Genomic DNA, 14,644 nt, shown 5'->3' on the forward strand with positions numbered 1-14,644 from the left:
ATGCGCTTTTCCAGCTCTCTCATTCCCAATTTTGTTAACGTAATCAGCTTTTGATCACCCGCAGGTGAGCAAGCCTTTGTTCGTCGTTTTCGTGATTGCGCTCGTTTCTCGTGCCGGACTTCGAAACTCAGATTCTAACCGTAATGTTCTGAATTTGTCTGTTCTTGCATGCGCTTCTTGAATTCGATGATCCAGTTCTACCTGACTGTGCACATGATCGAAATCCCAAGTTCTAGGGATACGGACATAGCATCGAACCGCGGTGCTATTCGAATAGAGTTAGAAATTCTTGACGGTGGTGCGTTGAAAGACGAAACAGGACAGAATGGTATGCAACAACTGCTTGACGTTAGTCTGCATGAAGGACCGGAGATGGAGCGTGCGATCAATCGCACCGACTTCTTCCGCTTGTTCAAGTCAGTGACCCGCGCTTATGGATTCGATCTCTTCCTGGTATTCAGGCACACACAACATCATCAGGGTCTGAGGGCACATAGCGACTTCCTGCTCACAAACTTGCCCGAAAGCCAACATGCTGCCGCTGCGCTGGCGATGACGAGCGCTCCAGGAGATTTGCTGCAACTCATTCATCGATTGAGCACTCCATTTTTCCATAAGCTGCAAGCCAATTTCTTCGATCGACGTGGGCCGGCGGGTTGGGGAAAAGAGAGCCGGGACTTCATGTTTGTTCCGCTCTATGCACCGGATGGAAAGAGGTATTGCCTGCTGCTCGGTGGAGAGCGCGCATTGCCGTTGAAGCGTGAGACTGCAGAAATCCTGCTCGACAGCCTCCGCGTTTTCAACAAGTACTACGACAAGATCATCACTTCAGAGACATCGCCGACCCTCACCGCGCGTGAAACCGAAGTCGTTCGGTGGACGAGCGAAGGCAAGACGTCGGCGGAAATCGCCATCATCCTCGGGCTTTCCGAGCATACGGTCATCTCGCATATAACGGCATCAGCCAGAAAATTGAATGCCGTCAATCGCACCCACATGATCGCCATCGCGATCAAGAAGGGTATCGTTTCTTAAAGAGGACAGGACGCTTCAATGGAAAAGGGAGAATAGAGTTGAAGTTGGAATTATCGAGCAAGGCAGTCTCATCCGCGTCGCCAATCACCATTCTTCTTGTCGATGACGAGCTGCTGGAATTCAAGGTACTGGAATTGAAGCTGGCATCGACGCCCGAATTCAAGCTCGGCGTCGATTATGCGGCCACTATCGCTGAAGCAGTCCTCAAGGTCAGGGCTGGCGATTATCAGATGATTCTGGTCGACAACCGTCTCTTTCCCAACAATGATTTTCGCGAAACGGTGCCGCAATTGCGGCGCGCGGGCTATACCGGTCCGATCGGCGTGATCTCTGCAGACATCTCGGACGCGTATTTTCAGCAGTTTCCGCAATACGGTGTCGATTTTCGCATCGGCAAGGATGAGCTCGATTACCACGCCATTCGCCATATCATAGGTGAGTATGTGAACAAGAAACTTCCGGATGATTGGTACCAGGAAAGCGGTGTGTCGGTGACGGAAAATGGTCTTTCGTCCTGAACGCTCGGCTTGGCCGTTTTTAGCGGCTGCAAGGCGGGCGGTGATCACTCGCCGGGCGAAACCATGTTCGTGCCGGGCAGGGACACTGTCATGACGGTTCCGGCATCATCGGTCTTGGCGACCTCGATATCTCCATCAAGTGCCAGCAGGATTGTCTTGCAAAGGGTGAGACCCAGTCCAGGGCGGCGTGGCCGCCCACCTGACGGGCGGCTCCAGTAGGGATCGAAGACACGTTGCGTGTCGTCCGGCGCAATGCCCGGTCCATCATCCTTGACATGTACCTTGATGCCGCCCTGGCTCCGTTCACCTTTCACAATGATCTTGGGCGGTGCATCACCTCGATGCAGCAGAGCGTTTTCGATCAGGTTGACAAAAACGAAGATGAGTAATTCCTCGTCACCTATTGCCTTCGGTAGCGAATGTGCTTCTACGGCGCCTTGAGCTATTTCGATATCTGCCGACATTTCACGTATTGCGCGCTCGACCACGGCGTCGAGGCTTACGGTATCGCGTTTGGGTGTTTTGGTCTTCGCCGAAAACCCCATCACTGTCTGCACGCGCGTTTTCAGCTCTGCTCCTTTCTTCTCTATCGCGTCCAGCATTTCCTTTTGCTGCGGGGTTGCGGTGGCACCGAGATCTGATGCCAGAATGGACGCAAACATTGACATCAGACGGAGCGGCCCCTGTATGTCATGGGATGTCGCGGACATGAATTGTTGCATGCGGCGGACTGCATCGGCCTGCCGTTCGACCACCTGCTTTCGTTCAGAACAGTCGGAAAAGATGCCTCCGGCCATGGGTGTGCCACTCGCGTCTGCCGCGCTGGTGCCCTGCATCTCAAACCAGCGCCACTGGCCGTTGTCATCGCGAACGCGAAATTCGATGGCCTGACGTTTTTCAGGAGCCGCAGTCAGTTGCTGGCAAAATTCCGAAAATGCCAGCCTGTCTTCCGGGGGCATACTCTCCATCAGGGCGTCCTGGGTGCGCTGTTCCGCATCCGCGTGGCGACCATACACCGACATGAAAACAAAATGCCCGGCGCTGAGGTCGGCATGCCATTGACCGAATTCACCGAATGACTGTTTCATCGCATTACCCCCCAGTCCCCCTGTAAAGCTTGCCCTTTACGCGTACTGCTTTGGGCTACTGTCTCTCGCAGATGATCAGGCGGCAGGTCACATTTCAAGTCTCTAATGGTTGTCTAGATAGATCCGAGCCCTGAATGCCAGTGGCTTGGTCATTGGTTTATGTTTGAAATAATTTGTTCATAGCTAGCGTCGCCAATGTGCAGGTAATGTGAATCATGACCATGGATTTGGAATTCATTGGGGGCGAGGTGCAGGAAGGCAAACAGGAGCTCAGGCTCTGGCTGAAGCTTCTGGCTACGACCAAGCTGATTTCGCAGGAGCTCCGCCGCCGTCTTCGCTCGGAATTCGGCGCAACGCTGCCCCAGTTCGATCTACTGGCACAGCTCTATCGAGAACCTGATGGTTTGAGACTCGGTGAATTGTCGAAGCGAACGATGGTTACCAACGGCAATGTCACCGGCCTTGTGGAACGTCTTGAAACAGACGGACTGATCAGGCGAGTGACATCGGGTACGGATCGACGTGTCACAGTCGTGCGCCTGACAGATGAGGGTCGCGCGTTTTTTGGCCGCATGGCGGATGCCCATGAAGGCTGGATCCGGGATCTGATGGGTGACGTCGATCCCTCCACGATCCGCACGCTGCTGGAAGATGCCGACACGCTGAAGCAGTCTGCCCGTACGCATCTCTCCGGTCCGGAAGAAGGCTAGACATCACACACCCAGATAGCGATCCTTGATGTCGGTGTCGATTTCGACTGGCTTGCCGGCCCAGACGGAACGACCGTTTTCCAGGATCACACAGCGATCGGCGACCGGTAGCAATTCCGATAACGTCTTGTCGACGAGCAGGATCGAGAGTCCGTCCGTCTTCAATGCACGGATCGCCCGCCATATATCGTCGCGGATCACCGGAGCCAAGCCTTCCGTTGCTTCATCCAGGATCAGAAGTCTCGGATTGGTCATCAGTGCGCGACCGACTGCCAGCATCTGCTGCTCGCCGCCCGACAGGGTCCGTGCTTGCTGATTTCGACGCTCGGCGAGCCTTGGAAAGAGGTCGTTGACCCTCTCAATCGTCCAGTGTCCGGGACGAGCAGCGGCTGTCAGGTTTTCGTAAACGGTCAAAGATCCGAAACACCGCCTGCCTTCCGGTACAAGTCCAAGGCCACGTTGCGCGACCTTGAAGGCGGGCTGGCGCGCTGTGGGCTGTCCGCCAAACATAATGGAGCCGCTTTTGGGTGGTGTCAGATTGCAAATCGATCTGATGGTGGTGGTCTTGCCCATGCCATTGCGGCCCATCAGCGCCACGACGTCACCTTCGGCAATGGAAAGATCAACGCCGAAAAGCGCCTGGCTGCTACCATAGAAAGTCTTGATGTCTTCCACCTGCAAGAGCATCAGGCATGTTCTCCCAGGTAGGCGGCACGCACTGCTGGGTCGCTGCGTATCTCATCAACAGTGCCGGTTGCAATAATTTTGCCGTAGACAAGCACGGATATGCGGTCGGCGAGTGCAAAGACCGCATCCATGTCATGCTCGACCAGAAGAATCGGAGTCTCGTGGCGCAGTTCATCAAGGAAGACGGTCAATGCCCTGGAGCCTTCCGGTCCCATGCCCGCCATCGGCTCATCCAGCAGGAAGACTTTGGAGCCCAATGCGAGTGCAATAGCCATCTCAAGCTTTCGTCTTTCTCCATGCGAAAGTTCGGACGAGGGAAGGGTTGCGCGCGACGCCAAGCCCACTCGTTCCAGAATTGCCATGGCCGGTTCAGTCAGCGATTTGTCGCTGATGACCGGTTTTATGAAGCGGAAACTTGAACCCTGACGTGACTGTACGGCCAGCATGACATTGCGTAGTGCGGAAAATTCAGGTGCAATCGAGGAGATCTGGAATGTGCGACCGAGGCCCCTGCGCGCACGCGCGGCAACACCAAGGGACGTGATATCGTATCCCTCAAGCCGGATTGAACCCTGGTCTGGGTGAATTGTGCCGCAGATCTGATGAATGAGCGTCGATTTGCCGGCGCCATTTGGGCCAATCAGCGCGTGGATCTCGCCGGGTTTCAGGTCTATGCTGACATGGTCGGTGGCGCGCAGCGCGCCAAAGTTCTTCACCAGGCCTGAGATTTCGAGCACGGGATCAGCCATGACGCGCCTTTCCGGCCAGAAGGCCCATCACGCCGCCACGGGCAAAGAGAACGGTGCCGAGCAGGATAAGCCCAAGGAAGAATTGCCAACGTTCGGTCACTTCACCGAGATTGTGCTCGATCAGAACGTAAAGTGCGGCACCTGCTACCGGACCGAACAGGCGACCGGTGCCGCCCAGAATGATCAGCACGATCAGTTCACCCGACATGTGCCATGACATCATGGAGGGACTGACAAAGCGGTTGAGATCGGCATAAAGCGCGCCGGCAATGCCGGTGATCATGCCGGAGATGGCGAAGGCGACCAGCTTGATCGGGAAGGGCGCAATGCCGACGGCTGCCGCGCGTGTTTCGTTCTGCCGCGTAACCTCGAGTGCGGTGCCAAAGCGGGAGCGGCGAATAACTGCGACGATCAGGATACCCACAAGCATGGTGCAATAGGCAATGAGGAAGAAGTTCATCGGTACCATGGTGTTGGTGCCGGGGAACTTGTTGCGCAGCACGATGGACAATCCGTCCTCGCCGCCATAGGCCGGCCAGGAGACGGCGAAATAGTAGACCATCTGTGCGAAGGCCAGCGTGATCATGATGAAGTAGACGCCGCTGGTGCGCAGGCTGATGGCACCGACTGCCACACCAATTACCCCGCAGGCGATTGCCGCAGTCATCCAGATGATCGGCATCTGCGTGGTGCCTGGAATTCCAAGCAGCAGCGGCTCGGCGGAAAAGCCGTGCGCTGCCAGAATGCCAGCGGCATATCCGCCAATTCCGAAGAACAGGGCGTGGCCGAAGGAGACCAGTCCACCGAGGCCGAGCGCCAGATTGAGGCCGACGGCAGCCAATGCCAGGATCACGATCCGGGTTGCAAGCGTGATGTAGAAAATCTGCCCGGCAGCCTGTGCGGCAAAGGCGGCAGCCAGAAGCCCAAGGGCAATGGCTGCGTTGACGATGTTCTCGCGGGTCAGCATGGTCATGTTGATGGCGGCCTATGCAGTGAACAGGCCACGGGGCCTGAATGCGAGAATGAATGCCATCATGATGTAGATGAGCATGGAGGAGATGGAGCCACCGACGGTGCCGGCAGCGGATGGCACGAGAAACAGAGATAACATCTGCGGCAGCAGCACACGCCCCATGGTATCGACCACGCCCACCAGCAGCGCTGCGAAAAAGGCACCCTTGATCGATCCGATGCCACCGATGACGACGACGACGAAGGCGAGGATCAGCACCGGTTCGCCCATGCCGACCTGCACCGACTGCAAGGCTCCGACCATGGCGCCGGCAAGGCCAGCAAGGGCGGCCCCCAGCGCAAACACGACCGTATAGAGCGTCTGTATGTCGACCCCCAGAGCACCAATCATTTCACGGTCATTTTCTCCGGCGCGTATGCGGATGCCGAGTCGGGTTCGCCCAATCAGCAGCGCAAGACCAAGTGCCACGAGAGCGCCGACGACGATGACGGCCAGCCGATAGAGCGGATAATGCACGTCGCCTGGAAGAGAAACCGCCCCTTGAAGTGCTGCGGGTATGTTCAGGTAGAGCGGGAAAGAGCCGAAGATCCAGCGGGTACCTTCCGAAAAGATCAGGATCAGGGCGAAGGTGGCCAACACCTGATCGAGATGGTCGCGGTCATAGAGGCGCCGGATCACCAGCACTTCGACGATCGCGCCGGCTGCAGCGGCTGCGATCAGGCTTGCCGCTAGCCCCAGCCAGAAGGAGCCGGTGGCGGCTGCGACCGCAGCACAGGCGAAAGCGCCCACCATATAGAGGGAGCCATGGGCCAGATTGATCAGGCCCATGACGCCGAAGATAAGGGTCAGGCCAGCGGCCATCAGGAAGAGCATGACACCCAGCTGAAGGCCGTTGAGCAGTTGCTCGATCGCAAGTGCAGCGGTCACAAGCAGTCCTTACTTACATCTTGCAGTCTTGAGCATAGGCATCGCCATGGTCGGTAAAGGCGGTGCCAATGATCTTGTTGGTGATGACGTCACCTTCCTTGACCACCTCGCGGACATAGATGTCCTGGATCGGGTGCTGGTTGGTGTTGAACTTGAACTTGCCACGCGGAGAGGCAAAGTCTGCCTTCAACAGTTCGGCGCGGAAGGCATCTGTGTCTTTAACATCGGCCTTGGCCGCTGCCGACAGGATCAACTGCGCTGCGTCGTAACCCTGCAAGGCATAGATCGACGGCAGGCGATCATATTCGGCCTGGAAGCCTTCGACGAATTTCTTGTTGGCTTCGTTGTCGAGGTCATGAGACCACTGGCCGGAATTTTTCGTGCCGAGCGCTGCGTCGCCCATGGCGCCCAGAACGTCCTGGCTGAACGAGAAGCCCGGGCCCATGACCGGGATGTCGATGCCCGACTGGGAATACTGCTTCATGAAGGCGATGCCCATGCCGCCCGGCAGGAACATGAACACACCATCGGCACCCGACGCACGGATCTGCGCAATCTCGGCGGCATAATCGGTCTGGCCCAGCTTCGTGTAGATTTCAGAGGCGATTTCACCCTTGAAGTAGCGTTTGAAGCCAGTCAGCGAATCCTTGCCGGCCGGATAGTTCGGCGCCAGGATGAACATCTTCTTGTGGTCCTGGTTGGCATATTGCCCCATGGCCTCGTGAAGATTGTCATTCTGGTAGGCCGCGTTGAAATAGAGCGGGCTGCAACCGGCACCCGCGAGCGGAGCGGGTGCCGCGTTTGTGGAGATATAGAATTTGCCCTGCGCGACGACGCCCGGCTGGACGGCCATCAACAGGTTTGACCAGACGATGCCCGTGAGGATATCGACATTGTCCTGTTGGATCATCTTGTCGGCGAGTTGAACGGCCATTTCCGGCTTTTGACCGTCATCCTCGATGACGACCGAAACGTCCTTGTTGCCGGCATTCTTGATGGCCAGCATGAAGCCGTCGCGGGTGTCGACGCCAAGACCGGCGCCTCCGCCCGACAGCGTGGTGATCATGCCGATCTTGACGGGCTCAGCCGCGGCTGTGCCGGCAATGCCGAGGCTCAAGGCCAGGGCGGCGGCAGAAACGAATGTTTTCATGGTTCCCTCTTCTCTTTTTTCTGGTCCGGTTGCCGCGCACACTAGCGGCAGCGACGGTTCTTACCAATACGTTCAATCCAATCTCCAACGCCAAAACGATCCGCGTCAAGCCGAGGAGGGTAAACAGGTTCCTTTGATTTGCCGGATTTTCTTCAAATGTAGGCGCTAGAGGGTTGCCGGGCACGCAGAGACGTTGACAGGGATGAACTGCAGCACGAATTTGGCTCCAACAATGGCCGGCTTTCGTGTCGTCGCCACTCGGTAATATCTCAGTCTGGAGGAACCATGCTTCACCGTATTGACGACTGGTCGGATGCTTATGCCAATGGACCGAATATTCCGGGCGGAGACAGGTGGCCGGGACTTTGGGTTGAGCCAGCCAAGGCCTTTCGCGAGGAAATGAATGCGGCTGGGCGGGCAAAACTGGATATTGTCTATGGGGATAGAGAGCGAAACAGGCTGGACCTTTTCATGCCTGCGGGAAAGCCAAAAGGACTTGTTGTGTTCGTCCATGGCGGCTTCTGGGTCCGGCTCGACCGGAGTTTCTGGTCGCATCTGGCTGCGGGTCCTCTGGCGCATGGATATGCTGTGGCCATCCCCTCCTACACGCTTTGCCCTGAAAATAGCGTAAGCGGTATTACGCTTGAAGTTGGCAAGGCGATCGAGATGGTGGCTGGTATGGTTGAGGGACCGATCCGTCTGATCGGGCATTCCGCAGGCGGTCATCTGGTCAGTCGCATGGTGTCTTCCACTTCGCCGCTGTCTCGCGAAGTTGCAAGCCGCATCTCGATGGTGGTCTCATTGTCTGGTCTCCATGATTTACGGTCATTGCTGTCGACCAATCTGAATGAGGGTATCAGGTTGGACAGCCAAGAGGCGTTGCGCGAAAGCCCGGCACTCCTGGAGCCTGCGCCAAATACGCGCATCATCTGCTGGGTCGGCGGCGCAGAGCGCTCGGAATTTCTGCGGCAGAATGCTTTGCTGGCCAATATCTGGAAAGGGCTTGGAGCGATGACGGACTGTGTGGAAGAGCCTGACCGACACCACTTCAACGTTCCCGATGGCCTGACTGATGCCGACCATCCCCTGACGCTTGCATTGATGTCCTGACGGTTTGTCTGCCGCCCCGCCGGTTGTGGACTCATAAAATAAAGGTGATATTTTCAGTCTAGTATTGCGCTCGTTTTAAAACATGATAATTCATATCAAGAATTTAGATGTGACATTGACCCTCGCCCAGCCAGCCCAGAGCCAGCCCAGCGAGACGAGGGATAGCCGAATACATGACTGGAAGACCAAATCCTGAAATTGCGGGTTCGACCGAGCATTCGAGGGAGCGACATTCGCCGGTGACCGCGCGGTCGGTTGCGAGTGTGCCCGTCGTCGATAGCCGTGACTTGTTTAATGGCAAGCAGGAGGTCGGCATCATTCATGAAGGTGCCCTCTACCGTTTGAAAATTACCCGTCAGGGCAAGCTTATTTTGAACAAGTGAAGAGCTGGGACCATGAACAAGACAATTCATCCATCTGATATTCGCCAGGCGCAGGCCGATAATCCGCGCATGCGTTCGCGCGATCTCGCCAGTCAGCTTGGAATCTCCGAGGCACAATATGTGGCGGCCTGGTGTGGCATTGGAACCGTGCGTCTTCGGATGGAATTCGACGGCCTGTTCTCTGCCTTTGCGAGCCTTGGTGAAGTCATGGCTCTGACGCGCAATGAGAGCGCGGTTCACGAGAAAGTCGGTGTCTACGACAATTTTGTGCCGGGCAAGATGGCCGCCATGATGCTGGGCGAAGCCATCGACATGCGCATGTTTCCCGGACACTGGGTCCATGGTTTTGCGGTTGAGACGCGTGACGGCGAGACAGTGCGCCGCAGCCTGCAGTTCTTTGACCGCCACGGCGAAGCGATCCACAAGATCCATGCCCGGCCTGCGACGGACCTTGGGGCGTGGAGCGCGCTCGTTGCCTCCTTCGCCCATGAGGATCAATCCGAGCATATCGAACTTGAGGTTCGCCAGCCGGAGGTCAAGGATCTTGTTTCAGAAACTCCCGTCGATGAACTGCGCGAGCGCTGGAGCAAGATGACGGATACTCATCAGTTCTTCGGCATCTTGCGTTCGCTTCGTCTCGATCGCTTGCAGGCCCTCAGAGACGTCGGCGAGGATTTTTCCTGGCAGATCGATACGGCCTCAATCCACGAGATGTTGACAGCATCGGCGGAACAACAGCTCGCCATCATGTGCTTCGTTAACAATCCGGGCTGCATCCAGATCCATTCCGGAACGGTGACGACCATCAGCGAAATGGGGCCCTGGCTCAACGTGCTTGATCCCGGCTTCAATCTGCATCTGCGTCAGGATCAGGTTCGTGAGGTCTGGGCCGTGCGCAAGCCGACCGATACCGGACACGTGACGTCGCTTGAGGCCTATGACGCCAATGGCGAGTTGATCGTGCAGTTCTTCGGCAAGCGCAAGGAAGGCCAGGATGAGCTTCAGGGCTGGCGTCAGGTCATGGAGAACCTGCCGCGTGCGAGCGATCGCAAGGCTGCTTGAGGGAGATGGCGATGTTTTCTTTGCCTGCTTTGCGTCCGGTAGCCCTTGTCGCCGCGCTGCTTGTGTCGGCTCTTTCGAGTGTGCATGCGGCCTCCGCTCAATCGGACGAGGCACAGCGTATTGTTGTCATTGGCGGGTCGGTGACGGAAATTGCCTATGCGCTCGGCGCGCAGGATCGGTTGGTTGCGCGTGATAGTACCAGTCTCTATCCGGCCGAGGCAGCTGAACTGCCCGATATCGGATATATTCGCCAGCTTTCGCCTGAGGGGGTGCTGTCGGTCAATCCGGATATGATCATCGCACTTGAGGGATACGGCCCGCCGGAAGCGGTTTCGGTCATCCAGCAGTCGGGTATTCCGCTTGTCGAAATTCCGGACGGGATCGATCGACCGGCAATCGTCGAGAAAATCCGCGCCACGGCAAAGGCTCTCGGTCGGGTGGAGGCCGGCGAGCGTCTGGCGCAGACTGTTGAGGCCAAGCTGGAAGCGACGGAGGCTGCGGCAGCCTCTGTCAAAGACAAGAAGAAGGTGCTGTTCGTGCTGTCTGCTGCCGGTGGGCGTATCATGGCAGCCGGGCGCGGAACCCATGCGGACGGTATCATTACGCTGGCCGGTGGCGTCAATGCCATCAGCGATTTCGAGGGTTACAAACCGCTTTCCAACGAGGCGGTCATCGATGCGGCGCCGGATCTCATTCTGCGTATGCGCGGCGGCGGCGATCACTCCAAGGATGAAGAGGTGCTCCATCACCCGGCGATCGCGCTGACCCCTGCCGGAAAGGCTGGCGCGATCCGAGGCATGGATGGTCTCTATCTCCTGGGCTTCGGTCCGCGCACCGCAGATGCCGCGGCCGATCTCGCGGCCATGCTTTATGGCGGCGACGACAACCAGGGCAACTGACCATGTTGCAGATCGTGTCCGCCTCCAGGCTGAAGGGCGACGTCGTAACCGCTGGCGAGGGCGATCGTGCCGGCCGAGCGCGTGTCGTGCTCGGCTGCCTCGTACTCGGGCTCCTCAGCGCGGCGTTTTTCTCTCTGTTCTTCGGCGCTTTCGATGCGCCGGTATGGCGCATTGTGCTTTTCTATGCCGGGCTTGATGATGGCCAGGGGATCCGCGCCGCCGATTTTCTCGTGCTCGAAAGTATCCGTTTTCCGCGGGTGATCATGGGGGTGATGATCGGCGCTTCGCTTGCCATATCCGGTGCCGTAATGCAGGGGCTGTTTCGCAATCCGCTCGCGGATCCCGGTATTGTCGGGGTATCGTCCGGCGCCAGCCTGGGCGCCGTTACCGTGATCGTGCTCGGCAATACCGCCCTTGCACCATATCTCGCCTTTGCCGGCATGTATGCGGTCTCGCTTGCTGCGTTTTGCGGCGGGCTTGTGTCGACTTTTCTGCTTTACCGCATCGCTACCCGTAACCGGCTCACCTCGGTCGCGACCATGCTGCTGGCCGGCATCGCGCTTGGGGCGTTCGCAATGGCCATCACCGGCGTGCTGATTTACATCGCCAACGATACTCAACTGCGGGAGCTTTCTTTCTGGGGGCTCGGTTCGCTTGCGGGCGCCACCTGGGGCAAGCTGCGGGCGGCCGCATTGATCATCGTCCCGGCGCTCGCCGCCAGCCTGTGTCTCGCTCGTGGTCTCAATGCTCTGGCATTCGGCGAGGCGGCAGCCCGGCATATGGGCATTTCCGTTCAGATGGTAAAGAACATCGCCATCGTTGTCGTTGCTGCTGCCACTGGCGCTTCCGTGGCTGTCTCGGGCGGTATCGGCTTTGTCGGTATCGTCGTTCCGCATCTGCTGAGGCTCTGGATCGGACCGGATCACCGCTATCTCATTCCCGCTTCCGGTCTTCTCGGCGCAAGCTTTCTGCTCCTTGCCGACAATATCAGTCGCACCATCGTTACCCCAGCAGAACTGCCGATCGGGATCGTGACCGCCGCGATCGGTGCACCGTTTTTCCTCTGGATATTGCTGCGCCGGCGCGGCCTTCTGGATATGTGAGGTAATGCCTGTGACACTGACAGCCAGCAATCTGACTGTGCGCTATGGATCGCGCGAAATCCTGAAAGGCCTGAATTTCGAGGCGCGGGCCGGCGAGGTGACGATGATTATCGGTCCCAACGGCTCGGGCAAGTCGACCTTGATGAAGGCGCTATCCGGCGACTTGCCATTTGATGGATCCATCCGGATTAATGGAGATGATATCTCTGCACTCAAGCCGCGCGAGATGGCAGTGCGGCGCGGGGTTTTGGCACAGGAAACGCAGCTCTCTTTCCCCTTCACGGTCTCCGAGATCGTGCACATCGGTCTCCAGGCAAGCGGTGATCCTCCGACCAGCATTGGCGGACGGGAACAGCGTATCTACGAGGCCTTATCGGCAGTCGATCTTGCCGGCTTCGGGGGGCGCTTTTATCAGGAGCTTTCAGGTGGCGAGCGCCAACGCGTGCAGCTTGCCCGCGTGCTTTGCCAGGTCTGGGAGCCGGTCAACGCCACTGGTCCAAGCTGGCTCTATCTGGATGAGCCCATTTCCAGTCTCGATATTCGCCATCAGGTCGCCGTGATGGAACTCGCGCGTGACTATGCCAATCGCGGCGGGGGAGTGGTTGCCGTGATGCATGATCTCAATCTTGCCGCAGCCTTTGGCGACCGCGTGGCCCTGATGTCGCACGGCGCGCTTGCAGCATTTGGCCATCCGCGCGATGTGTTTCTCGATGATGCCGCACCACGCGCGTTCGGATGCCCGCTCGCGGTCACTCAGGGCCACGAAAACGCAGGCGGGCTGGTTATTCTGCCTTGCGCGGTGGCGGCGCGTCGCATGCCTGCCATGCCCGTTTAAACAGCGGCCGGCCTCGGCCAGTTCTTGATGCCGCCCGTCCAGGTTTCGAACTGCTTCGACAGTTGCAGGACAACCATGTCGCCAAAGCGCGGGCCGATGATCTGAAGTCCGATCGGCATGCCGCTTTTGGAGAAGCCGCAATTGATCGACGACGCCGGCTGTTCCGACATGTTCCACGGTACAGTGAATGCTATGTGTTCGAATGGCAGGTGAGGATCATTCGTGGGTGATGCCCAGTCCGCGGGATAGGAAATGATCGGATTGGTGGGGGACAAGACCGCATCGACCGTGGCGAAGAGCTCGGCGCAGGTTTTGCGCATTTCTATCGTCTGGCCGAAACCCTTGACTGCATCGACACCGGACACCGAAGCGCCGCCCTTTGCCCATTCGTAGATGTAGGGCAGGATCCTGGCGCGACGTTTCTCGCTCAAGGGGGCGATGTCGCCCCAGAATTTGGCACGCCAGAAATTATCGAGACCATCGAGCATTTCTCGTGTCAGGACCGGCGCGACTTCAAAAACGAGCGCCCCGGCATCCTCGAAGCGCTTGGCCGCTTTGAGGACCGCGTCTCTGATTTCGGGATCGACTGCCAGTCCGCAACCAGCATCCAGCATGACGCCGATCTTCTTGCCACGCATATCGATTGCGTGATCCATCCAGTCGAAATCATTTGCGGGAAGACTGGTTCCATCGCGCCAGTCGGGTCGTGACAGGGTTGCCATCGCATATGCAGCGTCATCTACCGTGCGGGTCATGGGGCCGGCGCAACGACCGACATAATAAGGATCGACGGGAATGCGACCGTGGCTGGGTTTGAAGCCGAAAAGGCCGGTCCAGCCGGCGGGCAGCCGCACGGACCCGCCTATGTCTGTGCCGATATGCAAAGGTCCATATCCGCCAGCGCCTGCGGCACCAGCACCGGCGCTGGAGCCGCCAGGATTCTGGGTCGTATCCCAAGGATTGCGGCTCAGCTTGTGAAAGCTGGAAAGGCCGGACGACAACATGCCGTAATCCGGGCACGTGGTCTTGGCGAAAATGACGGCGCCATCTTCCTTCATTCTGGCGGCAATCGGCGCATCGGCGGCTGCCGGCACCAGTTCGACTGCAGCGGTGCCCAGCGGTACGGGCTGACCTTTCGTGGCAATCAGCTCCTTGAGCGTGACCGGAATACCGTCAAGCGCACCCTTTGTCTCGCCCTTTATCCAGCGTTCCGTCGATGCGCGAGCCTGGGCGCGGGCACTGTCCGGATCATAGGCATACAGCGCCGCAATCTTGGGCTCGAAAGCGTCGATGCGCGCTTCCACGGCTGCCCAGTATTCGAGTGGAGACAGCGTCCTTGCGCGGTAGTGGTCGACAATCTGCGGGATCGTCAAATCGAGCAATTCACTCATTGCGGCATCCTTGGTCTTGCGGGA

16 protein-coding genes are annotated in these 14,644 nt (G+C 58.1%); 9 read left to right on the forward strand and 7 right to left on the reverse strand.

Going from position 1 to position 14,644, the window contains the following annotated elements; genetic code table 11:
* Window positions 1–186 precede the first annotated feature (186 nt).
* Entirely contained in the window at window positions 187–1,035 is an 849-nt protein-coding gene (locus ACWPM9_RS03815) for a LuxR C-terminal-related transcriptional regulator (protein ID WP_428187622.1), read from the forward strand.
* A 38-nt stretch (window positions 1,036–1,073) separates the two neighbouring features.
* On the forward strand, window positions 1,074–1,553 hold the full coding sequence (locus ACWPM9_RS03820) for a response regulator (RefSeq protein ID WP_484756811.1): 480 nt from the start codon (window positions 1,074–1,076) through the stop codon (window positions 1,551–1,553).
* 44 nt (window positions 1,554–1,597) lie between these two features.
* Here ACWPM9_RS03820 and ACWPM9_RS03825 read toward each other — a convergent pair whose 3' ends face one another.
* Window positions 1,598–2,641 (reverse strand): PAS domain-containing sensor histidine kinase, encoded by a 1,044-nt coding sequence (locus ACWPM9_RS03825; protein WP_484756812.1) that lies wholly within the window; start codon window positions 2,639–2,641, stop codon window positions 1,598–1,600.
* A 221-nt stretch (window positions 2,642–2,862) separates the two neighbouring features.
* On the opposite strand from ACWPM9_RS03825, the gene ACWPM9_RS03830 reads away from it, so the two are divergent.
* Complete coding sequence (locus ACWPM9_RS03830) at window positions 2,863–3,351, forward strand: MarR family winged helix-turn-helix transcriptional regulator (protein ID WP_484757589.1); 489 nt, start codon at window positions 2,863–2,865, stop codon at window positions 3,349–3,351.
* 3 nt (window positions 3,352–3,354) lie between these two features.
* Here ACWPM9_RS03830 and ACWPM9_RS03835 read toward each other — a convergent pair whose 3' ends face one another.
* Genes ACWPM9_RS03835 through ACWPM9_RS03855 form a run of 5 tightly spaced genes read right to left on the reverse strand, consistent with a single transcriptional unit; the run spans window position 3,355 to window position 7,837 of the window.
* Window positions 3,355–4,038 (reverse strand): ABC transporter ATP-binding protein, encoded by a 684-nt coding sequence (locus tag ACWPM9_RS03835; protein WP_484756813.1) that lies wholly within the window; start codon window positions 4,036–4,038, stop codon window positions 3,355–3,357.
* The gene (locus ACWPM9_RS03840) at window positions 4,038–4,787 is read right to left on the reverse strand and encodes an ABC transporter ATP-binding protein (protein ID WP_484756814.1); all 750 of its coding nucleotides are present in this window, start codon (window positions 4,785–4,787) and stop codon (window positions 4,038–4,040) included. Before ACWPM9_RS03840 ends, ACWPM9_RS03835 begins: the two co-directional genes overlap by 1 nt.
* Window positions 4,780–5,754 (reverse strand): branched-chain amino acid ABC transporter permease, encoded by a 975-nt coding sequence (locus ACWPM9_RS03845; RefSeq protein WP_484757590.1) that lies wholly within the window; start codon window positions 5,752–5,754, stop codon window positions 4,780–4,782. The genes ACWPM9_RS03840 and ACWPM9_RS03845 overlap by 8 nt, the downstream gene beginning before the upstream one ends.
* 18 nt (window positions 5,755–5,772) lie before the next feature.
* Window positions 5,773–6,687, reverse strand: coding sequence for a branched-chain amino acid ABC transporter permease (locus ACWPM9_RS03850; protein WP_484756815.1), 915 nt, complete (start codon window positions 6,685–6,687; stop codon window positions 5,773–5,775).
* A gap of 13 nt (window positions 6,688–6,700) precedes the next feature.
* The gene (locus ACWPM9_RS03855; protein WP_484756816.1) at window positions 6,701–7,837 is read right to left on the reverse strand and encodes an ABC transporter substrate-binding protein; all 1,137 of its coding nucleotides are present in this window, start codon (window positions 7,835–7,837) and stop codon (window positions 6,701–6,703) included.
* A gap of 285 nt (window positions 7,838–8,122) precedes the next feature.
* Here ACWPM9_RS03855 and ACWPM9_RS03860 point away from each other — a divergent pair, with 285 nt between their 5' ends.
* The 6 genes from ACWPM9_RS03860 to ACWPM9_RS03885 all read left to right on the forward strand — a co-directional run bounded on the left by ACWPM9_RS03860 (window position 8,123) and on the right by ACWPM9_RS03885 (window position 13,229).
* On the forward strand, window positions 8,123–8,947 hold the full coding sequence (locus ACWPM9_RS03860) for an alpha/beta hydrolase (protein ID WP_428187629.1): 825 nt from the start codon (window positions 8,123–8,125) through the stop codon (window positions 8,945–8,947).
* Between the two features lie 173 nt (window positions 8,948–9,120).
* Window positions 9,121–9,330 carry a hemin uptake protein HemP gene (gene hemP, locus ACWPM9_RS03865; RefSeq protein ID WP_428187630.1) on the forward strand — a complete coding sequence of 70 codons (210 nt, stop codon included), beginning with the start codon at window positions 9,121–9,123 and terminating at the stop codon, window positions 9,328–9,330.
* A 12-nt stretch (window positions 9,331–9,342) separates the two neighbouring features.
* Complete coding sequence (locus tag ACWPM9_RS03870; protein ID WP_484756817.1) at window positions 9,343–10,392, forward strand: hemin-degrading factor; 1,050 nt, start codon at window positions 9,343–9,345, stop codon at window positions 10,390–10,392.
* Between the two features lie 11 nt (window positions 10,393–10,403).
* Window positions 10,404–11,291, forward strand: a complete 888-nt coding sequence (locus ACWPM9_RS03875) for a heme/hemin ABC transporter substrate-binding protein (protein ID WP_484756818.1) — start codon at window positions 10,404–10,406, stop codon at window positions 11,289–11,291.
* Between the two features lie 2 nt (window positions 11,292–11,293).
* On the forward strand, window positions 11,294–12,394 hold the full coding sequence (locus tag ACWPM9_RS03880; protein ID WP_484756819.1) for a FecCD family ABC transporter permease: 1,101 nt from the start codon (window positions 11,294–11,296) through the stop codon (window positions 12,392–12,394).
* Window positions 12,395–12,398: 4 nt separating this feature from the next.
* Window positions 12,399–13,229 carry a heme ABC transporter ATP-binding protein gene (locus ACWPM9_RS03885; protein WP_484756820.1) on the forward strand — a complete coding sequence of 277 codons (831 nt, stop codon included), beginning with the start codon at window positions 12,399–12,401 and terminating at the stop codon, window positions 13,227–13,229.
* Here the strand turns inward: ACWPM9_RS03885 and ACWPM9_RS03890 are convergent.
* Window positions 13,226–14,620 (reverse strand): amidase, encoded by a 1,395-nt coding sequence (locus ACWPM9_RS03890; RefSeq protein WP_484756821.1) that lies wholly within the window; start codon window positions 14,618–14,620, stop codon window positions 13,226–13,228. The genes ACWPM9_RS03885 and ACWPM9_RS03890 overlap by 4 nt on opposite strands.
* Window positions 14,621–14,644: the final 24 nt, after the last annotated feature.

The organism is Agrobacterium sp. H141 (assembly GCF_057158725.1).